This window comes from Prevotella sp. E9-3 (genome assembly GCF_022024015.1).
Lineage (GTDB): Bacteria > Bacteroidota > Bacteroidia > Bacteroidales > Bacteroidaceae > Prevotella.
Genome location: NZ_CP091786.1, coordinates 3578141 through 3600960, shown reverse-complemented (window position 1 = coordinate 3600960; position 22820 = coordinate 3578141). Strand labels below are relative to the sequence as shown.

17 protein-coding genes and 1 tRNA gene are annotated in these 22820 nt (G+C 49.1%); 9 read left to right on the top strand and 9 right to left on the bottom strand.

Annotated elements, in window-relative coordinates; genetic code table 11:
• Nucleotides 1-8: 8 nt before the first annotated feature.
• The 4 genes from L6475_RS13970 to L6475_RS13955 all read left to right on the top strand — a co-directional run bounded on the left by L6475_RS13970 (nt 9) and on the right by L6475_RS13955 (nt 6414).
• A complete protein-coding gene (locus tag L6475_RS13970) occupies nt 9-1610 on the top strand; it encodes a peptidoglycan DD-metalloendopeptidase family protein (RefSeq protein ID WP_237821071.1) in 1602 nt (533 codons plus the stop codon).
• A 54-nt stretch (nt 1611-1664) separates the two neighbouring features.
• Nucleotides 1665-2771, top strand: a complete 1107-nt coding sequence (locus L6475_RS13965) for an acyltransferase (protein WP_370641615.1) — start codon at nt 1665-1667, stop codon at nt 2769-2771.
• 32 nt (nt 2772-2803) lie between these two features.
• On the top strand, nt 2804-4060 hold the full coding sequence (locus L6475_RS13960) for a M20 family metallo-hydrolase (RefSeq protein ID WP_370641614.1): 1257 nt from the start codon (nt 2804-2806) through the stop codon (nt 4058-4060).
• Between the two features lie 233 nt (nt 4061-4293).
• The gene (locus L6475_RS13955) at nt 4294-6414 is read left to right on the top strand and encodes a beta-galactosidase (protein ID WP_370641684.1); all 2121 of its coding nucleotides are present in this window, start codon (nt 4294-4296) and stop codon (nt 6412-6414) included.
• A 66-nt stretch (nt 6415-6480) separates the two neighbouring features.
• Here the strand turns inward: L6475_RS13955 and L6475_RS13950 are convergent, their stop codons facing one another.
• On the bottom strand, nt 6481-7830 hold the full coding sequence (locus L6475_RS13950) for a hypothetical protein (protein ID WP_237821067.1): 1350 nt from the start codon (nt 7828-7830) through the stop codon (nt 6481-6483).
• 380 nt (nt 7831-8210) lie between these two features.
• Between L6475_RS13950 and L6475_RS13945 the strand changes: the two genes are divergently transcribed.
• On the top strand, nt 8211-8402 hold the full coding sequence (locus tag L6475_RS13945; RefSeq protein ID WP_237821065.1) for a hypothetical protein: 192 nt from the start codon (nt 8211-8213) through the stop codon (nt 8400-8402).
• A gap of 309 nt (nt 8403-8711) precedes the next feature.
• On the top strand, nt 8712-10025 hold the full coding sequence (locus L6475_RS13940; RefSeq protein ID WP_237821063.1) for an ATP-binding protein: 1314 nt from the start codon (nt 8712-8714) through the stop codon (nt 10023-10025).
• Here the strand turns inward: L6475_RS13940 and L6475_RS13935 are convergent.
• From L6475_RS13935 to L6475_RS13925, 3 genes are all read right to left on the bottom strand, one after another.
• On the bottom strand, nt 9991-10329 hold the full coding sequence (locus L6475_RS13935; RefSeq protein WP_237821061.1) for a hypothetical protein: 339 nt from the start codon (nt 10327-10329) through the stop codon (nt 9991-9993). The two genes, L6475_RS13940 and L6475_RS13935, sit on opposite strands and share 35 nt — an antisense overlap.
• 1 nt (nt 10330) lies before the next feature.
• The gene (locus L6475_RS13930) at nt 10331-11134 is read right to left on the bottom strand and encodes a bifunctional 2-polyprenyl-6-hydroxyphenol methylase/3-demethylubiquinol 3-O-methyltransferase UbiG (RefSeq protein WP_237821059.1); all 804 of its coding nucleotides are present in this window, start codon (nt 11132-11134) and stop codon (nt 10331-10333) included.
• A 77-nt stretch (nt 11135-11211) separates the two neighbouring features.
• Nucleotides 11212-12948 carry a sigma-70 family RNA polymerase sigma factor gene (locus L6475_RS13925; RefSeq protein ID WP_237821057.1) on the bottom strand — a complete coding sequence of 579 codons (1737 nt, stop codon included), beginning with the start codon at nt 12946-12948 and terminating at the stop codon, nt 11212-11214.
• Nucleotides 12949-13561: 613 nt separating this feature from the next.
• Here L6475_RS13925 and L6475_RS13920 point away from each other — a divergent pair.
• Nucleotides 13562-14869 carry a leucine-rich repeat domain-containing protein gene (locus L6475_RS13920; RefSeq protein WP_237821055.1) on the top strand — a complete coding sequence of 436 codons (1308 nt, stop codon included), beginning with the start codon at nt 13562-13564 and terminating at the stop codon, nt 14867-14869.
• 298 nt (nt 14870-15167) lie between these two features.
• Here the strand turns inward: L6475_RS13920 and L6475_RS13915 are convergent.
• Nucleotides 15168-15249 (bottom strand) — tRNA-Leu (locus L6475_RS13915).
• Between the two features lie 161 nt (nt 15250-15410).
• Here L6475_RS13915 and L6475_RS13910 point away from each other — a divergent pair.
• Both L6475_RS13910 and L6475_RS13905 read left to right on the top strand, forming a co-directional pair.
• Nucleotides 15411-16535, top strand: coding sequence for a mannose-1-phosphate guanylyltransferase (locus L6475_RS13910; RefSeq protein WP_237821053.1), 1125 nt, complete (start codon nt 15411-15413; stop codon nt 16533-16535).
• Entirely contained in the window at nt 16532-18541 is a 2010-nt protein-coding gene (locus tag L6475_RS13905) for a helix-hairpin-helix domain-containing protein (protein ID WP_237821051.1), read from the top strand. Before L6475_RS13910 ends, L6475_RS13905 begins: the two co-directional genes overlap by 4 nt.
• Before the next feature lie 9 nt (nt 18542-18550).
• On the opposite strand, the gene L6475_RS13900 is transcribed toward L6475_RS13905, so the two are convergent.
• The 4 genes from L6475_RS13900 to L6475_RS13885 form a co-directional block, all read right to left on the bottom strand.
• Nucleotides 18551-20329 carry a gamma-glutamyl-gamma-aminobutyrate hydrolase family protein gene (locus L6475_RS13900; RefSeq protein WP_237821049.1) on the bottom strand — a complete coding sequence of 593 codons (1779 nt, stop codon included), beginning with the start codon at nt 20327-20329 and terminating at the stop codon, nt 18551-18553.
• A gap of 2 nt (nt 20330-20331) precedes the next feature.
• Nucleotides 20332-20808 carry an Lrp/AsnC family transcriptional regulator gene (locus L6475_RS13895; RefSeq protein WP_237821046.1) on the bottom strand — a complete coding sequence of 159 codons (477 nt, stop codon included), beginning with the start codon at nt 20806-20808 and terminating at the stop codon, nt 20332-20334.
• A gap of 191 nt (nt 20809-20999) precedes the next feature.
• Complete coding sequence (locus L6475_RS13890) at nt 21000-21899, bottom strand: FKBP-type peptidyl-prolyl cis-trans isomerase (protein ID WP_305079891.1); 900 nt, start codon at nt 21897-21899, stop codon at nt 21000-21002.
• Between the two features lie 40 nt (nt 21900-21939).
• Entirely contained in the window at nt 21940-22812 is an 873-nt protein-coding gene (locus tag L6475_RS13885; protein WP_237821044.1) for an FKBP-type peptidyl-prolyl cis-trans isomerase N-terminal domain-containing protein, read from the bottom strand.
• Nucleotides 22813-22820: the final 8 nt, after the last annotated feature.

The following is a 22820-nucleotide window of genomic DNA, read 5'->3' as shown; positions in this document are numbered from 1 at the left end:
TTCCTTACATGAAAAGATTCGTTATACTGCTTCTTCTCTCTCTGCTCACTGCTACCGTTCCAGCTCAGCAGCGCAAGACGAACACTCGCAAGCCAGTGGCTACACAGCAGAAAGGGAAGAAACAGACCACTAAGAAACAGACCACCAATAAGAAGACCAAGAAGCAAACCACAAAAAAGCCGGCTGCTAAACAGCCGGCTACCGTGAAAGGTTTGCAGAATGAACGCAAGGCACTGCAGGCCCAGCGTGCTGCCAACCAGCGTAAGCAGGAGGAACTGAAGCGCGGGGTAAAGCGTGGAATGGAAAATCTCATGATTCTGGATCAGGAGATTGCCGAAAAGCGCAAAGTCGTTGATACCATCCGCAACGATATCAGTCGCCTTTCTGAGTATATCAGTTTGCTCGACCGCCAGCTTATCGTATTGGAGGAAGAACTGGAACAGCGCCGTAACCGCTATATGAAGAGCATGCGCTATATGCATCGCAACCGCTCGGCACAAGACCAGTTCATGTTTGTTTTCAGTGCCGATAATTTCAATCAGATGTACCGCCGACTGCGTTTCTCGCGTGAGTATGCTGCCTATCAGCGTGCTCAGGGCGAGGCTGTGAAGTCTAAACAGCAGCAGGTGGAGGATAAGAAACGCGAACTGGCTGAGTCGCGACATGAGAAGAGTGCTCTCTTGGCTCGTGGCGAACAGGAGAAGAAAAACCTGGAAGGAAAGCAGAACGAGCAGCAGAATCAGGTGAACAAGCTGAAGAAACAGCAGAAGACCGTCGAAGCCCTGATTCTTGAACAGCAGCGGCGTGAGGCTGAACTCAACGCACGTATCGACAAGCTGATAGCCGAGGAGATAGCCCGTGAGAAAGCCCGTCAGGAGGCAGAGGCTAAGAAGCGTGCAGAGGCTGAGGCTGCCAAGAAGCGTGCCGAAGAACTGGCGCGGAAGAAAGCAGCTGCCGAGGCGGCCCGCAGAGAGAACGAACGCCGTATTGCCGAGGCTCGTAAGAAGGAAGAGAATGCTCGCAGAAAAGCTCAGCAGGCAGCCTCGCAAAAGGAACGTGCCGAGGCAGAACGCAGAGCCCGTGAGGCAGAGAATGAGCGTCGTGAGGCTGAGCTGCGCGCAATGGAAGACAACCGCAACCGTCAGCGTGAGATTGCCGAGGCCAAGAAGGTGGAAGAAACTTTCAGAGAGCCTGCCGAAGACCGCCGACTCAGTGGCAGTTTTGAACAGAACCGTGGACGTTTGCCACTCCCCATATCGGGTGCCTATCGACTGGTACGCGGATTCGGAACTTATTCTCCCGAAGGACTGAGTCATGTAAAACTGAAAAGCAACGGCTGGCACTTGAAAGGACAGTCGGGAGCAAAGGCCCAGAGCGTGTTCGACGGTGTGGTGAGCGGTGTTTATTTCCAGGGTGGCAGCTATATTGTCACAGTCCGTCATGGTAAGTATATCTCTGCGTATATCAACCTGGCTCAGGTGAGTGTTCGCAAAGGGCAGAAGGTGAAGGCCCGTCAGGCCCTCGGCTCTCTCGGTCCCGACCAGACTATGCAGTTCCAACTGCGCAACTGGAACACTCTGCTCAATCCCGGACTGTGGATAGGGCGGTAATGGCTGACAGCAACGCCGAAGACTGAACAATTTATTATCAACAATAACTAAAAAATGACAATGAAAGAGCGAATACCCTTTCTTGACTACATCCGTGTGGTGGCATGTTTCCTGGTGATGCTGGTGCATGCAAGTGAGAACTTCTATGGTGCCGATGCATCGGGCCTGGCCGGTAATATGTCGATGCTGGCCAACGAGCAGAACCGTTTCTGGGTGGCTTTCTACGATGGCGCATTAGGGCGCGTGGCCGTACCCCTGTTCATGATTGTGTCGGCCTTTCTGTTGGTTCCTGTCAGGGAGGGAATGACGATGTCGCAGTTCTATTGCCGCCGTTTTATGCGTATATTGCCGCCGATGGTGTGCTTCATGATTCTTTATTCACTGCTGCCACTGGCTTGGGGGGCTATGACTTGGGAACAGTCGGTAGCCGATTTGAAGATGCTGCCTTTCAACTTTCCCTCTATGGCCGGTCATCTGTGGTTCATGTATCCCCTTATCTCGCTGTATCTCATCATTCCCGTGGTTTCACCATGGTTGGAGCGGGCTTCGGCAAAGGACGAACTGGTATTCATCGGTATCTTCGCCTTTACCACGCTGACGCCCTGGCTGCATCGCTTCGTGTCGCCCGAACTGTGGGGTGAGTGTTTCTGGAACCAGTATTCCGCTTTCTGGTACTGTTCAGGCTATTTAGGCTATTTGGTATTGGCTCACTACATCCGTGTGCATCTGAAATGGAGCAACAGCCGCCGACTGACCGTAGGCTCTATCGCCTTCGTGGCAGGGGCCGCCTTCACGGCATGGAGCTTCTGGTGGAAAGGAGAACCCGGTGTGTTGATAGAGACCCCCATGCTGGAGTGGTCGTGGGAGTTCTGTACCATCAACGTGTTACTGGCCACCTTTGGACTGTTCCTGCTGTTCAGCTGTATCTCACGGCCCACGGCCATCATCACCGAACTGTCTAAACTCTCGTTTGGCATGTACCTGATGCACCTGTTCTTCCTGGCACCCATCGCAGGCTGGCTCATCAATGGCAATGCTGCCGAGCCGATGCTTCCCGTAGGGGTGGCCATTCCCGTGATAGCCATACTCACTTTTATTTGTTGTGCGCTGACCACAAAACTGCTGTCGTTCCTTCCTGGAAGTAAATATATAATAGGTTAGGAGCGATCTGGCGAAAACATAATTTCCTTTCTATGATGGACGTAAGAAAATATGCTCTTGAAGGTGCTGAACTGCTGAGCCGACTGATTGCCACACCGAGTGTGAGTCGGGATGAGGCTGCTGCCGCCGATGTGCTGTTTAAGCAGATGGAAGAATGGGGACTAAACCCCAAGCGTGAGGGAAACAATGTGTGGGCCATCAGCCCTGATTTCGACCCTCAGCGCAAAACAATCCTGCTCAATGCGCATATCGACACAGTGAAACCGGTGGCCACCTGGACCCGCGATCCCTTCAAACCTACATGGGAAGGCGACAAGCTCTACGGACTTGGTTCTAACGACTGCGGCGGCGGACTCGTATCGCTGCTGCAGGCCTATAGAATCTTAATAAATGAAGATTCTAGTGTAGAGTGTAGAGTGGAGAGTGGAGAGTTTGCTACCGCTCCAGAAGGTAGTGGAGAGTGGAGAGTGGAGAGTGCAGAGTTTGCTACCGCTCCGCAGGACGGTTCACGGGAAAGCCTCAATGGATTATTCGGTGATAGTCTCAATGGAAATAATGCAGCGGTAGCAAACTCTACACTATCCACTCTCCACTCTCCACTAGTAAATCTCGTTTTCCTCGCCTCTTGCGAGGAGGAGGTGTCGGGCAAGGATGGAATAGTTCGTGTGCTTCCGTTGTTGCCGAAGATTGACGTGGCCATTGTGGGCGAGCCCACCGGAATGCAACCTGCTATTGCCGAGAAAGGACTGATGGTGATAGACGGCTATGCCCACGGTGTGAGCGGACATGCTGCGCGCAATGAAGGGGTGAACGCTATCTATGAGGCACTCGACGACCTGGTATGGCTGCGCGACTATCGTTTTGAGAAGGTGAGTCCACTGTTGGGCCCCACCAAGATGACCGTCACCGTGGTGGAAGCCGGTACCCAGCACAATGTGGTGCCCGACACGCTCCACTTCATTCTCGATGTGCGTCCCAACGAGTTCTATCAGAACGAAGAACTCTATCAGTTCCTGTGCAGTAAGATGAAACACTGCGAACTGAAAGCTCGTTCCTTCCGCCTGCATTCCTCTTCCATTGCTGAAGATCATCCCATCGTACAGCGCTGTCTGTCGTTGGGCATGCAGCCTTTCGGTTCGCCCACCCTGTCCGATCAGGCCCTGATGTCGTTCCCCTCCCTGAAACTGGGACCCGGCCAGAGCAGTCGTTCCCACTCCGCCGATGAGTTTATCTGCCTGAGTGAACTGGAAGATGCCATCGAAAAATATTTGAAGATATTAGGGGAGTAGATCAGATCAAAATTGGAAATTTTACATTCTGAGGCTGTTCTGGCCTGACGAGTATTGACATTCCTAACAGCGTAACCAGTATTGGGGAGCGTGCATTCTATGGCTTAATATTATTATCTGCTTTTGGCTGCAAAATTAGCCATTCTCCGGCATGCCTGCCTCTTCATCTGTAACGTATGGCTATTCATTTGTAACAAGCGGGACGAAAAGCCGTGAAAGCCTTTGGTTATAAAATGATAATGTATTATCTTTGCGCCATAAAATCTATTAGGACAATGAAAAAAGTATTACTGATGATGGCTGGATGGCTGCTCACAATGACGGCTTCTGCCAAGGGAGAGGACAAGGTTTACCAGTTTGACAAGCCGCTGTACGGTGCTGCATACTATGCGGAATACACGCCAACGGACCGGCTTGACGTGGACATCCGGCTGATGAAGGAGGCAGGACTGACGGTGGTGCGCGTGGGCGAATCGACATGGTCGCTCTTCGAGCCGCAGGACGGGCAGTTTGAGTTCGCCTGGATGGACCGCATCATTGACGCGCTGCACAAGGCGGGCATCAAGGTCATCTTCGGCACGCCGACCTACAGTATCCCGTCGTGGCTGGCAGCAGAGCATCCCGAGGTGCTGTCGCAGACGTGGGACGGCGGACAGAGCCACTACGGCATCCGACAGAACATGGACCTGCTGAACGCCACCTACCGCCGCTACTCGGAGCGCATCATCCGCAAAATGATGGAGCACTACGCCCAGCACCCCGCCATCATCGGCTATCAGGTGGACAACGAGGTGGAGGCGCGCAAGATTGACAACCCCGACTACTTCGAGGGCTTCCGCGAGTACATCAGGCAGGAGTTCCATGGCGACCTGAAGGAACTGAACCGCCGCTGGGGACTGAACTACTGGGGCATGAACATCAACCGCTGGGAAGATTTCTACGACCGCAAGGGTGTGACGAACCCTTCGTATAAGGTGTGGTGGGAGCGCTGGAACCGCAAGGTGACGGCCGACTTCCTAAACTGGCAGGCCGACATCGTGAGCGAGTACAAGCGCCCCGACCAGTTTATCATGCACTGCTTCATGCCCAGTTTCTACGACATCGACCAAGTGGAGGCATTCCGCCAGATGGAGTACCCCGCCATCAACGTCTATTACACCATGCAGAACGGACAGGACGGACAGTGGATCAGTTACTCGTGCGACTTCATGCGCACCGTCAGCCGCAGCCACAACTTCCTCATCACCGAGACCAACGCCCAGGGCACAGGCTGGTCGAGCCGCAACCAGTGGCCTCCCTACGACGGGCAGTTGCGCCAGAACATGTACGCCTTCCTCTCGGGCGGTGCGAATATGGTGGAATACTGGCACTGGAGTACGTTGCACTACGGTCAGGAGACCTACTGGCGCGGCATCCTCGGTCATGACGGTAAGCCCAACCGCGTCTATCGTGAGTTCCAACGGGGAGCCAAGGAGTTGGAGAAGATTGGCGACCGACTGGTGAACCTGAAGAAGCGGAACCGCGTAGCCCTACTGTTCAGTCACGACTCGAAGCACGCCCTCGACTTCATGCCCTACACCGACCGCGACCAATACAAGGTGAACATGATGTACGACGCACTCTACCGTCAGAACATCGAGTGCGACATCCTGCCTGTCGATAAGCCCGAGATGCAGGATTTCTCGCAGTACGACATGCTCGTGGTGCCCTCGCTCTATGTGGCAACCGACGAACTGCTCAGGAAAATCAGCGACTTCGTGCGAGAGGGCGGCGAGGTGGTGATGCTCTTCAAGAGCGGCTACACCGACTACGACAATGCCGTTCGCCCCGTGCTGGCTCCCGGTCCGCTGGCCGAAGCCTGCGGGTTCACCTATCAGGAGTATTCGAGCATCAACACGCTGCCGCTGAAGCCCAACGGCATCGGAGCTGCGGACAATACCGTTAACACCTGGATGGAGTTCTTGCAACTGACCACGGCCAAGTCTTTAGCCACCGTAGAGCACCAGTTCTTCGGCCAGTGGCCCTGCATCACGGAGAACCAGTACGGCAAGGGCCACCTCATCTACATCGGCACCGTGCCATCTACCGACCTCCTCTATAAACTCATCACCCGTGCTGCCGACCGCAAGGGTATCGCAATCGTTGAGCGCCAGTACCAGTTCCCCGTCATCCTCCGCTCCGGCACTAACGCCAAGGGGCGTCAGATTCACTACCTCTTCAATTTCTCTTACGAGCCCAAGACCATTGCCTGGCCCTATCCCGCCAGCCAGTCGCTGCTCGACAAACAGTCCCTCGCCAGGGGCCAGAACATCACCATCGAGCCCTGGGGCGTAGTCATCGGCGAAGAGCGATAACCCGCCTCCACACAGAAAAATGAGCAGGCAACCCAGATGGGCAGACCTGCAAAGCAGCAAGACCGATCATTTTCCTGTCGCGGCGTTCACGGCTGTTTCCCGATAGTTTGCTATTGGTGCCACCGTCATCGTATGGCGAGTAGCCATACGATAGGGCAGACCTATCTGGCGGAATTCGTCGAGAAAGGCTTCGAGATATGTATCATCTGCAAACCGCTGCATTAGGCTGATACAGAACGTGCCGCCCACGGCACTCATCTCAATGGTGAGAGCATACGGCGTATAGGCCTCTGTGTACATCTCGCTGACGTATTGTTCGGCAGCACCCAGATTAGCTTTGCCGACGTAACTGACACAGGTTGTGGCTGCTGATGTTGCGACACTGTAGGCTTTGGCCATTGCCTGATGGCGCCCCTCAAGGGTGGGAATCTTTTCGAACATGTCTTGCGTATGCTGAGTTTGCCAGAAATTCTCAATGACGTTGTCTTCGTTCGACTGCAGGGCCACCATGCCTCGGAATATGGTCTGCTGCGTTTCAATATCCATCCCTCTCATCTCATCGTTCAGGGTCAGGCGGAGCGATGCTGCCATCGATTGTCCGGCCTGCGGACAACCCAGTGCGGGACGTTGGTTGATGGCCAGTGCCACCATCGGCACTCCTTCCGTCAAGTCGGGATGCAGACGGGCAATGGCACGGACGAGCAGCAGCGAAATGAGCGTAGCGGGCGATGTGTCGCCTGAGGTCACATACCTCATCATCTCTTGCTCTTCAACAAGGATGTTGACAGTTTCCACGTCCTCACTTACCGCCACCTTTGCCTGTGTGGTCAGATTGATGCAGCGCAGACGTTCCGTAAGGGGTAGCGGGTTCAGTTGGTCGGGCTTAGCCAGTGCGGCAGGGTCTTCCCATTCCTCTGAACTAATAGTGTCACCTGACACACGAATGTTCGCCATACCCCTTTCCAGTGTCGTGTCATAGCGACGGCGGGAATATTCATAGAGCAAGGTGCGTAGGATGTTATAGGCTCCAGTGCCGTCAGTCAGGCAGTGGAAGAAATCGATAGCGATGCAGTCGCCCCAGCAGCAGAAGGCCAGCAGATGGTTGTTCGACTCCGGGCCAATCAGTCTCACAGGTTTTTCCCCTTCGCTGACTACCCACGGCTCGCTGTTGTCTTCATACACAAAATATTCCGTGCCTTCAGCATCTTTCCTCATGCCGAGCTTCACTTGATAGTATGGATACCGCAGGCGCGTTGATTCTACAGCCTGACGCAACAAGTCGCCGTCAACGACATCTCGCATCTTCATCGTCATTCGTACCGTCCAACTCATCTGTTCTCCTGCCCATGTCAGGTAGAATCTTTCTGAAAGCAGTTTTTTTCCTTTATTATAATTCATCATGGTGACATTATTCATTACACATCGTTTTTAACGGGCGCAAAATTACTCAAAATTATCCAATTTCTTGTGGGAACTCCAACTTTTTTCGGAAAGATGATGCGCTTGCCGTTAAAAGTGCAAAAAGGCGGGCGAAATTGTATGTTTCTACCCAAAGCCTGCCTCTCCATGATCTTCGATTTGCTGAAAAAAGCATCAATTTGCAGGTTCATTTTATCGAAATTTTACTTGCTTACTGGGCTCAAAACTCGCGCCAAATTCACCAAACGGAAAGTGGGTCTGAAATACGCGAGTTCTGAAGAGTCTTTGTTGTTTTTAGAACTATCTGAATATCAGATGATTGTGTGTATTGATATTCTTCTGATACTCTCCTGCTGTAGAACTTCTATGATGCTGCAATGGGACTTCAGCTATACTACAACCACCGTTCTATTGCAATGCAACCACCATTCAGTTGCAATACAACCACCATTCAGTTGCAGTATAGCGGACGTTCAGTTATGGTGAAAGAAAAGTGCTATTTCACCATAGCAGAAGAACAATTCCATCACATCAAGAAAAAATGGGCAAAATATGTGTTTTTTCAATAAAAAGTGGCAAAACTAGCCTTTTTTCAGCTCCAAGCAATGGAGGAAGAACACATTGATGAAGGTCAGAACGAGGCCTTCCCGTTCTAGATTGAGATTTTTTTTTGTCTTGATTTTCGAAAAAAACAGGTTGAAAAAGAGAACAGGTAGATCATGATCAAAGCAGTGATTATTTCTTGTTTGATAGTCCATGATTAAAAAATGTGAATAAAGTGTAGTTTGTTGGCTTAAATAGCCGAAGTTTGGAATTTAAATCATATTTTTGCGATTAGAAATATAAACGTGTGTTTATATAAATGACGGTTTACATTTATGAAGTTCTATGATCGTGACTCGGAAATAGAGATCTTGCTTGATAATGAGAAGCAGGCAGAGAAAAGTGCAACTTTCACAGTGCTGATGGGACGAAGGCGAGTTGGTAAAACATCGCTTGTGACAAAGACTTTTGAAGGTCACAAGCATGCTTACTTGTTTGTCTCAAAAGATAGTGAGGCTATGCTTTGTAGTAAGTTTCAACAGACTATAGAAGAACAATTAGGTATTAAAGTATATGGCCGTTTGACCAGTTTCCGTGATTTCTTTGAGGTTGTGATGCGAGAGTCTCTTCAACGTCATTTCACTATTATATTCGACGAGTTTCAGAATCTGTACAAGATTAATTCGGCCATATTTAGTGAGATACAAGATTTGTGGGATCGCTATCATCGGGAGTCGCACCTCAATCTTATCACCATGGGAAGCATCCGTTCTCTTATGAAGCGTATATTCGAAGACGAGAATGAACCACTTTATGGGCGTCCCACTTCCAAATTTGCGCTTTTGCCTTTCACGATTGATGTACTCAAACAAATATTTCGTGACTACAAGCCCGACTACACCCCGGAGGACCTGTTATGTCTATACATGCTTACAGGTGGTGTTGCAAAATATGTAGAACTTTTAATGGATGCAGGCTGCTATACAAAAGAAAAGATGCTCAACTATTTATGCCGTCAGGATTCTTATTTTCTTTCTGAAGGGCGTGACTTGATGAATCAAGAGTTTGGGGATGAAGGCTCTACTTATTTTTCCATTCTCCAGCTAATTGCAGAAGGATTGAACCGCAGGTCGGATATTGATGGGGCAATTCAGAAGGATATGGGTACCTACCTGCAGAATTTGGAGCAGAATTTCAATGTTGTTTCTCGTCTGAAGCCCATACTTTCGAAACCGAATAGCAAAACAAGTGTTTACGAAATTACAGACCAGTTTCTCCGTTTCTGGTTCCGTTTTGTTTGTCCGTACCAGTCATTGGTGGAACGTGGCCAATTATCATTGTTACGTAAAAACATAAGCCTGCATTACGAGCAATTTTCGGGCAGGACGCTTGAGATGTTCTTTCAACAAAAGACAATGGAGTCTGGACACTATACTGTGGTAGGCAATTGGTGGGACCGCAAAGGCGAGAATGAGATTGATATGATAGCTCTTAACGAGTTTGACCACACAGGTATTTCTGCCGAGATAAAGCGTAATCCTCGAAAACTCAGTTTTACAGAGCTTGAACGAAAGGTGTCAAATCTGCCGCCTTCAGACTTTGGTCGCTATCACTTTACTTTGCAAACCTTATCTTTAGAAGATATGTAATTATATTCAGAAAAAGAAGCTGCTGTTTTTGTATTACGAGAATTGTTGCACCAATGTTGCACAAAAAAAGTGTGTTGTAACTAATTAATAGCCAACACACTTTGCTTTTAAGCCTTGTACCATCAAAGATACGATTATACACAATCCCGTTCTCAGCTGTTTCTTGGGCACTATGATACTCCACAACAGTTGGAATGTCTTGTCCCTTTTCAACAAATGCCATCGCCCAATTGTGTTGAGCGCATAGTTCTGACAAAGTCGCAGAAAGCAGAGTGACTGCTAAAATTTGAAATAGTCTTTTCATCTTATGATTGTTTTTGAGTTTGACGGAGTAAATACCATGCTGATGTAGTATAGAAGTTGCGAAGATATGGAATATTGGCAAAGAAAGTCCACTGGCGGCGAGGATTTATGTGGAACTTCTGCTTGTAGTGTGGGTTGATGAGCCAAAGGGTGCGCTTGCAAATGGTATAACCGACCTCGGAAACCAGTCGTTCAAAGTTCTCTATGGTCACCCGCGAAGCTCGTATGCTCATCAGTTCGCCAATGATACTTGCTGTGGCTCCGCTTGTCTTCAACAGGACTTTGTAGAGCGGCTTTGGCAGCAGATGAATGAAAGGAAGTTTGGAGGCCAGACCAACGCTAATTTGCTGATGGCCTCCAAATGGGTTCTGCCAGGCAGGAAAACCAAAGAAAGCGATGCCATCTTGTTTGAGGAAGTGTTTGATGTGAAGAAGAAAGTCTCGTTTATTGGATGGTTCGATGTGCTCTATTACATCGTGAATAAGTACGAGGTCATACCGTTCATTCTCCGTCCTTGGCTCTTCTGAAAGGAGAAAATTCTGGCAGATGAAAGTTCCCTGCTGGTGATATTCTGTGAAGAACGTCTGTGCTTCATTGATTCTAGTTTGACAGATGTCAATCCCAGTTACCTTGCAGCCCTGTTCTGCGAATGGAAGAAGATTGCCTCCCTCGCCACAGCCTATTTCCAGCACCCGGGTGTCAGGCGTTAGCTTGATGTATGTATTAAGGTATTCCATATAGAATGTCCTGGCCGTGTTAGCCAATTCACAGAAATACTGTTTGCGGTTCAGATGTCGTTGTTGCATAGTCTTTTCTTGTTTTGTTTCTCTATAGGGATAGATACCACAAAGCAAGAAAAGACTGCACGACTTCAGGGAGAAAACTACCATGTTATGCGGATTCCTAATGGCAACGAGAACGTGAATGGGTGTTCTGTGCGGTAGGTCTCGATGTCGCTACCCGTCGGGATGTAGTATTGCAGACTTGGCTCAGCAAAGAAACCGATGTTAGGTGTGAGGTTATACTGCAAGCCAATGCCTGTTCCTATCGACCACTGCAACGGAGCATGGAGCGTAGTCTTCTCTTCCAGTTCTTTCATTCCATTAACGAAATAGCTTGTGCTGAACGGAGCATAAACAGGTATCTCCAACTTCGCGCCAAGACTTCCGTATAGGTTCCATCTTCTTACATTATATATATTATATGTACCCTTCAGAGGTATGCCGAGGTAATGTATGGTCTGTTGCTCACGGATGGCGTTCCCACCTGTTCCTACTTCGGACTCTGATTTCAGATGGCTATAACTCAAGCCTGTCTCTAAGCCAAAGCGGTTATTCAGTTTGTACTTCAATGCCAAGGAGAAAGAGATTGGCATGTAATGGTGAGTCTTACGCTCAATCATGTCCGTGCTGGGCTGGGCTGCGTTGTTTTGGGCAATCTTCAACAAGAACTGATACGTCTTGTAATCAACATCAAGTGTTCCATTCTGTAATGCCTCGGCATAATCGCTCCATTTGTCGAAAGAGCGGATAGGCGGAACTTCGCTTGTAATATCTGTCATCTCCGTTTCATCTGTCATCTCCGTTTCAGTGAATATAAACGGACGGTTAGCATTCTGTTCACCCATACTACCTGTGTATGCCAATTCTACAGACCACTTCTGTCTATCCTTAATCTCTGTGGACTTTTCCGGGAACAGGTCTGCTATATTTATATCTTTGTCTGGACGCAAGTCGGGCAGTGGCTTGTTGTTGTGCAAGATGGTCGCAGTGTCGGTACTCTCTGTTTCTTCGCCGGTATGTTGGAGCGTGTCAGCAGGAGTAAGACTATCTACTGGAACATCTTTGACAGGAGCAATGGCTATTTGCTGTGTCGCAATTATTGGAATGGCAGGAGTTCCTTGCCCTATCGTCGGAGTACCTTCATCATCATGCTTTGTATCAGGCGTAGTCTGTTCTTGTTTTGTTACTATTGGTTGCGGCACGTCAGTGGTCTTTCCTGTTTTATAAAGATATATGGCCAAAGGCAACAGAAGTGGCATGAGCCACAACAGCCAATACTGTGCAAGTGACTTCTGCAACATTTTCTTTGCCCGTGACAGTTGTGACGATGAAGAATGGGCTGCAATTCCAAGGATTTCGGCAATTTCCTTATGCGACATTTCTTGGATGACCGCCAACTTGAATACCTGTCCATAGCCTTTGGGCAGCGCATCTACAGCCGTCATCAGTTCTTCCATAGTTGGTAACGGCTTGTCTTCTGTTGGAATAGGTTCCCCAGGAAGTTCTTCGACAAGCGAAGCGGCAGAGCCGATGACTTCTTCTGAGAGAGTGGAAAGCGAAAGCATTGCGGGATCATGATGCCGCTGCATATAGCGTCGGGCAACATTGGTTGTAATACTTGTCAGCCATGCCTCAAAGCGTTGTGGGTTATGCAGTTGATCCATCTTGGCAAAAGCCAGTAGAAAAGCATCATGTGCCAATTCCTCTGCCACTTGACGATTGTCTACGATGCGTTGGCATATCATCGTCATTTGTCGGTGATATGCCCTATATAGGCTCCCCAAAGCAGTCTCATCGCCCTGTCGCCCTCGCTCTATGAGTTGGATTTCATCCTTCATTTTTCCCGTTCGGCAGAGTAAACGCGTTTGCTCTGCTCTCACTTAATCAAAACGTTGTTCTATGTCCATCGAAAACATTCTGCCTCTATTGACAAAGATACCACTTTTCCAAAAAGACTGCACGGGAATTACAATTTTTTTCAAACATGGGTCACAACCTGTCCCCATGATCATTTCGATGAGCCAATATTTTTTCCTAATTCTTGTTCGGTTTCCTATTTTTTTGTATTTTTGCAACAGGTTAATTCAAATTATTGTTTCACCTTTTAAAACAGACAAGAATTATGACATAACGAAAAGATTAGACTAAAGCGAAACCTCTGGGAAATGAGAAAGGTACTATCGGCTCAGCCTTAGTACCCGAAAACAAGTAATTACAAGTTTAACCCGACGTTTCTGCTCTCAGAAAGACTTTTTGATATAACTTGGACTTCAAGTCCTTGTTCTTTTCCTGTAAATACCGCCAAATCATTTACGTAAGAACAAGTGATGAAGAGTTCACGCTGTTAGGGCGTGAATTGTTCTCCCTTTTCTACGTAAAAGGCCACTTGGCGGTAGCCTACAGGAAGGAAAAGCAACAGAGCAGTTCCGTCCTTTTTTTATTTACCAATTTATGAAACAACTTTATCTGAAAACTATGTTGCTCCTAATGATGTGTATGGTAGGAACAACTGCTTTTGCCTACGACTGTGAGGTTGATGGCATCTACTACAATCTGAACAATGAGAAAATGACTGCGGAAGTGACGTATAAAGATTATGATTATAACAGCTATTCTGGCAATAAAACCATCCCAGAATCCATTACTTATTCTGGTCAGACTTATAGTGTGACCAGCATCGGCGAACGGGCTTTCTCTGGATGCTCCGGCCTAACCTCCATCACCATCCCCAACAGCGTGACCAGCATCGGCGAACGGGCTTTCTGGTATTGCTCCGGCCTAACCTCCATCACCATTCCTAACAGCGTGACCAGCATCGGTAAGAGTGCGTTCGCAGGCTGTAGCAGCCTTGAATCAATGATTGTAGAAAGCGGAAATACTGTCTATGACTCACGCGACAATTGTAATGCTATTATTAAAACTGCAGATAACGAGCTCCTCCTTGGTTGCAAAAACAGTATCATCCCCAACAACGTGACCAGCATCGGCATCGGTGCGTTCTCTTACTGCGAAGGACTGACAAGTGTCACCATCCCCAACAGCGTGACCAGCATCCGCGACTATGCGTTCACAGAATGCAGTGGTCTGACGAGCATCACCATCCCCAACAGTGTGACCAGCATCGGCATCGGTGCGTTCTCTTACTGCGACGGACTGACAAGTGTCACCATCCCCAACAGCCTAACCAGCATCGAACCAAGGGTGTTCAAAGGATGCTACCGCCTGACGAGCATCACCATCCCCGATAGTGTGACCAGCATCGGCATGGAAGCATTCTTTAACTGCAGCGGTCTGACGAGCATCACCATCGGCAACAGTGTGACCAGTATCGGCGACGATGCGTTCTTAGGCTGTAGCAGCCTGACGAGCGTCACCATACCCAATAGCGTGACCATTATCGGTTATCAAGCGTTCTTTAATTGCAGAAGCCTGAAGAGTGTCACCGCACACATGGAGAATCCTTGCTATATTAGTGAAAGTGTTTTTTTAATAAATAAAGGGGACTTACCGCCCTATTACATCTATACCACTACCACGCTGTATGTGCCAGAAGGTAGTGAAGAGCTTTACAGAAATACCAATGGATGGAAACTGTTTCAGAAGATAGAAAAAACCACCTCTATCACAACGGCAAAGCGTGAAGCGGCAACGCCTGCCGTCAACTATTCCTTTAACGGCCAGCAGCTCCCAGCCGCCCGTCGAGGTCTGAACATCATCCGCATGAGCGACGGAACGGTGCGCAAGGTGATGGTGAAGTAAGTACAGAAGAACAAAAAAACAGGTTGAGGTACAAAATTGTGCTTCAGCCTGTTTTTGTATCTATGATGGCAACCGACAAAGACTATACGGGACGTGTCCGTGCCGACTTTATCAAGCGTATGTTCCCAGATGTGATGAAGGACATAGAACTTGACAGCATCCGCAATTTCAAGTTTCAGCCCGATACTGGCAGCATCGTGATAGATGATCCGGACATGGGTGACTATCACTTCCATTTTGATAACAAAAAAATCCCTTGCAAGCATCAGACTTGCAAGGGATTGCTTTTTGAGCCTTGTACCCAGACCCGGGGTCGAACCGGGACGGGTTGCCCCACTGGTGTTTGAGACCAGCGCGTCTACCGATTCCGCCATCTGGGCTCTTAAAGCGGTGCAAAGGTAAGAAGTTTTTTTGAATTAACAAAAGATTCTCCTAAAAATTACAAAATTACTTGGCTATTTCAGGTTTATTATGTAATTTAGTGCCATGAAACAAATAACTAATACTGAATGGAAAAGTGTTTAACTATAAATCTGGAATTATGGAACAACTCTTGAACTCTACTGCAAACCATACAGATAATGTTTCCTTGAACTATTGTGTGATACTGGCTGGCGGACGAGGACGCCGATTGTGGCCGTCGAGCAGAATGGAAAAACCAAAGCAATTTATGGACTTCTTTGGAACGGGACGCTCGCTGCTGCAACAGACCTTCGACCGCGTGTCGGCCTTCATCCCTGTCAATCAAATATATGTGGTCACCAGTTTGGAATATCGCACACTGTTGCAAGAACAGTTGCCCGAGATTCCGAGTGAGCATATTCTGTGTGAACCGGTGAACCGCAACACAATGCCGGCAGTGGCATGGGCTGGCCGACGTATTCATCGCGAGAGCGGTTCGGCACGTATTCTGGTGACTCCTGCCGATCAGCTTGTGATGAACGAGGATGCTTTTATGCGGAATATATTGGAGGGACTGAATTACGTTGCCGATAATGATATTATGCTGACGATGGGCGTGCGTCCTACTCGGCCGGAGCCCGGTTATGGATATATTCAGATAGGTGAATCGACACTGGCAAATGGTATCAGTAAGGTGCAGTCGTTCACTGAGAAACCTGACCGCCAGTTTGCCAAGGTGTTTATGGAGAGCGGCGAGTTTATGTGGAACACGGGTATGTTCCTGACCAATGTGACGAACCTGCGCAAATGGTGCCTGGAAGTGACTCCTGATATGCCCTATCGCTTTGCCGAGCTGAAAGGGAACTACTCGCTGGAGGAAGAGGCTCAGTGGGTGCTGGAACATTTCCCGTCGTACCCGAACCTGTCGATGGACAAGGCGGCACTGGAGATGACGGAGAATGTGTATGTGATGAAGTGCGACTTCGGATGGGCCGACATCGGTACCTGGCATTCTCTCTACGAGCATGTGCAGAAGGCAGAAGGCGAGAACGTGGTGCTCGATTCGGAGGTGATGATGGAGAACTGCCGCAACAATATTGTTTGTTTGCCGAAGGGACATGTAGGCGTGATAAACGGTCTGGAGGGCTATATCATAGCTGAACAGGGCGATGTGCTGCTGATTTGTCCGAAGGAGGACTCATCGGCACTCATTCGCAAATATGTGAATGAGATAACGATAAAATACGGGGAGAACTATTCGTGAACCGTATTCTGCTATTCTTTCTGCTGACTGTTGGCACAGTATCGGCTCAGCAAACCCGGACAGACGATGGAAAACAGTCTTGGCAGCAAGTATGGCAGGAAACAATGGATATTGCTGACGATGAAGAGCAGGCCACTGCTGAGGAAGACTATGTCCTGCTGAACGAACTGAGTGAGCAGCCTATAGACCTGAACAGTGCTACGCGCGAGGAATTGGAACGCTTGCCGTTTCTCTCGGCCCAGCAGGTGATGGACTTGATAGAATATCGTGACCATTACGGACCGGTAAGGTCGATGGGTGAGTTGAGGGCGGTCCGTTCGCTGGACTACAGGCAGGTGATGCTGCTACCTTATTTTATATATATAGGAGAACAGAAAGAGGAACAGTACTTTCCTAAATTAAGACAGATACTCTCCAACGGTAAACAAGAGATTACGACAGCCGTTCGTATGCCTTTTTATGACAGGAAAGGCGATACGAACGGCTATTTAGGTTATAAGTATCGTCACTGGCTGCGCTATCAGTTTCATTATGGCGACTATGTGAAACTGGGAGTGGTGGGCGCACAGGATGCTGGTGAACCGTTTTTCTCAAACCAGAACAAATGGGGCTATGATGCCTATTCCTACTATCTGCAGATTCGGAAACTTGGACGAGTAGATAATGCCGTAGTGGGGAAGTATAAGTTGTCGGCCGGTATGGGACTGGTGTTGAACAACAGTTTCTCATTAGGGAAAATGACCGTGCTGCAGAACTCAGGTCGTTCCCAGAATGTGATCAGGGCTCATGCCTCGCGTTCGCAAGCCGATTATTTTCAAGGAGCGGCCGCCACGCTGTCGCTGGCCAAAAAGCTGAAACTGACGGCTTTTGCTTCCTACAGGACTCTTGATGCAACGCTGAATGATGACGGCACGGTGAAAACCATTGTGACCAGTGGCTACCACCGCACGCCCACTGAGATGGAGAAGAAGAACAACACCATGCAGATGGCAGTGGGCGGGCGTCTGGCCTATAAGACAGGTGGATTCCACGTGGGCGCAACCTCTGTCTATACTCAGCTTGACAGGCGTCTTTCGCCAGACACCAAGAGCAACTACTGCCGCTATTATGCCCAGGGGCGCCGCTTTCTGAACGGAAGTGTTGACTATGGTTATATGCACCACCGATGGATGCTTAACGGCGAGACAGCCATCAGTCAGAATGGGGCTGTGGCCACCCTGAACGCACTTGGCTACCAGTCGCATGACGGATGGAGCGTGACAGCGGTGCAACGATTCTATAGTTATCGTTATACCTCTCTCTTCGGCCATGCCTTCAGCGAAGGCGGACGCGTGCAGAACGAGAGCGGATTCTATCTGGGAGCTACTTGGCGACCGCTGGCCAGGCTGCAGTTGCAGGGATATGCTGACTATGCCTATTTCCCATGGGCACGCTACAGAGTGTCACAGGCTTCATCGGCTCAAGACTATCTGGGCGAGGCTATCTATACACTCAACCGGCACTGGACATTGAAAGGACGCTACCGACTGCACCTGCGACAGTTGGACAATGAGGCGAAGACAGCCCTTCAGCGTCATAACGAGCACCGTGCGCGCATAGTGGTGGGCTTCAGCAATGGTGGATGGACAGCTGCGGCTCAAGCCGATGGGGTGAGGGCTGTGAATGAGCAGATAGACCAAGGATATATGGTGAGTGGAAATGTGGGATGGAAGCAAGACTGGTGGCAAGTGGGGACGGCGATAGCCTATTTCAATACCGACTCCTACGACAGTCGTATCTATGCCTATGAGCGCCAATTGCCCCATGAGTTTTCTTTCCCTGTGTATTTCGGTTGTGGCTACCGTGCACTGTTGGTGGGCCGTGCAAAGATAGGCGCATCGCTGCAGATAGATGCCAAATGCGGCTATACCCATTATAACGACAGATCGGTCATCGGGAGCGGTTTGCAGGAAATTGCCGGCTCGTCGATGACCGATCTGGATGTTCAGGTGCGTTGGCTGTTCTGAACAGTATGATTAATTCTGAATTTCGTTCATGATTCTCATAAAGTTTCCGCCCCAGATTTTCTCTATGTCTGCAAGACTGTAGTCGTTGAGTAGGAGCTGGCGGGTGAAGAGAACCAACTCGCTGGCATCATCAAGACCGCAGATACCACCGTCGCCATCGAAGTCGGTACCCAGTCCGACATGGTCGATACCCATAAGACTGATGGCATGCTTCAGATGGTCTATGGCATCATAGATGGTAGCCCTTCCGTTCTCCTTCAGGAATCCGTTGTAAAGGGTTATCTGACAGACACCGCCTTTTTGAGCCAAAGCACGCATCTGATCGTCGGTCAGATTGCGTGGATGGTTGCAAAGGGCACGGGCCGATGAATGACTGCAGATGATTGGTTTCTTTGATATTTCAAGTGCATCGTAGAAACTCTTTTCAGCAGCATGACTGAGGTCAACGATAATGCCCAGTTCGTTCATTTGCCTGATGACTTGGGCGCCAAACTCGCTCACACCGCCATGTGTCTGAGAGCCGCGGGCTGAGTCGCAGATATCATTATCGCCGTTGTGACAAAGGGTGATATAGACAACACCGCGTTTCTGGAAATGGTTCAGGTTCTTGATGTTACCTTCAAGAGCCAGTCCGTTTTCTATTCCCAGCAGAATACTCTTCTTGTTTGCTGCTTTGTTGAGAAGCAGGTCGTTGGTGTTGCGGGCAATGGCAATATAATCGCTGTTGCTGTCAACAATCTTCTCGATCTTGTCGAAGATAAGGTCGGCATAGGCTTTCGGTCCTTCCACTTTGAAAGGTACGATGTCCTGGAACTTCTCCCCCGGTTTGGGCTGGGGCAGATAGCTCACCATGACGGTGGCATCGAGGTGGCCTTCTGTCATCTTGGGCAGGTCAACCTTCAGCTTCTCATCGCGTGTGATGAAGTTCACTCCCTGTGAGAAGAACATCGGGGTGTCGCAGTGAGAGTCGAGCGTGAAGACTTTTTGGTGGATATCCAATACGCGCCTATAGAGGGCGGCTTCTCCTATCAACCATGTGAATACGGTCTTGCCCTCTTCTTTCAGGCACTCAGGATGCCATTGCACACCGATAACAGGTTTTCCCTCGTTGCTCTCAACAGCTTCAACAATGCCATCTTTGGCCTGAGCCACTACCCAAAGGTGTTCGCCTGGATTGCTCACAGCCTGATGGTGGAATGAGTTGACGGCTATCTGTTCCGTTTCATAAATGGATGAATACAGGTTGGAGTCTTTGTTGATGGTAACCGTGTGGGTGGGAACAGAGCGGTCGGCCTCTTGAGAGTGTTTCAGGAGTCGGGGCTCTGCTTCTTTGGCGTCTGCTTCATAGATATCCTGTGCAATTTTTCCGCCCAGTGCAATGGCGAGTGTCTGGATGCCTCTGCAAATGCCAAGAATAGGCATCTGACGGTTATAGGCCAGGCGGGTGAGCAGCAGTTCAAAACTGTCACGCTCGGCGTTGATAGAACCAAGTTTGGGTGAAGGTTCTTCTCCACAGAACAACGGATTGATGTCAGCACCACCGCTGAGCAGTAAACCATCAATGTGGTCAAGGATGCTTAGTAATTCTTCTTCGTTGTTGGTGGGAGGAATGATAAAGGGAGTGCCTCCTGCCTCAACAACTTTTTTATAGTATCCTTCTCCAAGTTTACAAGTCTGTTCGCCATAGTTGCCGGTGATGCCGATAACAGGACGACTCGCTTTGTTTTTATTAAAAAAGCTGTCGGAGTAGATGGCCGACAGCTTTTTATCTATATTGAATGAGTTCATAATTAAGCTTCGTCGGTCTCGTTAAAATGTACGGGTATCTCGCGTTTGATGCTCTGTTCGAGCGAGATGAGCGTTTCGGTAGCTACGACACCGGGAATTTCTTGCAATTGTCCATTCAGAAGGTGCATCAGTTGCTCGTTGTCGCGCGCATAGAGCTTCACCATCATTGTGTATGGACCCGTGGTGAAGTGACATTCTACAACCTCGGGGATGTGCTCCAGGCGCTTTACCACTTCTTTGTACATGGAACCGCGCTCCAGATTGATGCCTACATAGGTGCAAGTGCTGTAACCCAACGACTTGGGGTTTACGTCAAAGCCGCTGCCAGTGATGACATCGTTGTCGATGAGGCGCTGTACACGCTGATGAATAGCGGCTCGCGAAACATTGCACTCTGCTGCTACGTCTTTGAAGGGCATACGTGCATTCTTTGACAAGATACTCAGTATCTTTTTGTCAAGGTTGTCAATTTTTTCCATGTTAAATGTCTGATATTAATGCATTTCTGATAGCAAAATTACATAATTTAATCGAAACTTCCAACAATTTGTGACAAAAAGTAGAGGAAAATGTCGCAAAATGTTCTGAAAAAGAAAAGTAATGGACTCTTTTGGGTGAGTCCATTACTTGTGCTATATACATTTACTCAGTTTTCGAGAGTAATGTAGATTTATTTTTCAATATCAACCAGCTCTACGTCGAATATCAGTGCAGAATAAGGTTTGATATTTCCCATGTTACGCTCGCCATAGGCAAGTTCGTAAGGGATGTAGAGTTGCCATTTTGAACCTACGGGCATCATGGTCAGCGCTTCGGTCCAACCCTTGATAACCTGATCGGCACGGAATGAGGCAGGTTCGCTGCCGTGTTTGGCTGAGGCATCAAACACGGTACCATCAACCAGGCGGCCCTCATAGTGAACCTTCACCTTGTCGGTGCGCTGTGGAACGGCACCCTCGCCCTTGGTCAGCACTTTATACTGCAAGCCGGAAGGAGTGGTGATAACGCCCTCTTTCAGTTTGTTCTCGGCCAGGAACTTACGACCAGCCTCACGGTTGGAACCGTAGAGCTTCTCATCCTTGGCAGCCTTGTTGGTCTGCTGTTTTACGCGGAACAGTTCCTCGGCGTCCTCCTGCTTCATAGTGGCGGTATCGCCCAGCAATGCATCGCTGAAACCGCGGAAGAACAGGTCGTGCAGAATGCTGTCGGGAGTGTCGGTGAATTCCTTTTCCATGCCAGGCAGCATGCGCTGAGTGATCTGAGAGGCAATGTCTATACCGGCCATGCGAGCCTTCTGACGAGCATCATTGGCAGCGGCAATAGCCTCCTTGAAACCAGCCACGAAGTCGGCCATATAGGCTGTATCGACACCCTGCTGCTGAACGAGGTAGGGAATAAGACCATTGGTGATAGACATACCGGCGGCATAGCTCAGAGAGTCGCTGCCGTTCTTCAGTTCGGCAGGAGCCACAACGGCAGTCTGCTTCTTGTCCTTTTTCTTTTTAGCATCTACGGTGCCAAAAGAAGCACTCGCCAGTAAAGCGAGTGCTATGAATAGTATCTTCTTCATGTTGAGAAAATATCTTTTCAAAATAGTTCTGTGCTAATGATTACTTCACCTCGAGCAACTCGATCTTGAAAATCAAAGCAGAAAAAGGCTTGATAAGAGCACCGGCCTGACGCTCGCCGTAAGCAAGTTCCTGAGGGATGTAAACCTCCCAAACAGAACCGGCAGGCATGTGGGTGAGAGCCTCGGTGAAGCCCTTGATGTTCTGATTGCAACGAACGGTGTAAGGCTGGTTGCGCTTGTAAGAACTGTCGAAAACAGAGTCGTTGATCAGACGGCCCTCGTAGTGCATTACTACAGTAGCGGTATCAGTAGGAATCTTACCGTTGCCTTCCTTGATAACCTTGTACTGCAGACCGCTGGGCAGTGTTATCACACCTTCCTTCTTGGCATTCTCGGCCAGGAACTTCTCGCCAGCCTCTTTGTTAGGACCGTAAGCCTTGGCTGTTTCACGAGTCTTAATCTGCTGCATCAGGCGCTGAGCGTTCTCGTTGGCCTCGTCCATAGTCATAAGACCTTTCTTGCCAGTGGTACCGGTGATGAAACCAGCCATGAAGTTCTTCATAGAGATGGTCTGGGTAGAGTCGTCACCGAAGAGCTGGTAGTTGATGCCCTTCACCATCTGGTTGGCAACCTGCTGACCAATCTGGATACCAGCATAGTAGGCAGCCTTCTTCTTGTTGTCGCCAGCATTGGCACCATCATTAAGACCCTTGATGAACTCGCCCATGTAGGTGGTATCAACACCGAGTTGCATAACGAGATAATCCTTCAGACCCTGAGTCTGAGCCATACCGATAGCATAGCTTACAGAGTCAACATCGCTTTTCAGATCAGCAGTAGGAGTACCGCCGTCGCACGAAGTAATCGTGGTGGCAGCAATGGCCATAGCGGCCAAAATCATTGATTTTTTCATTTGTTTTT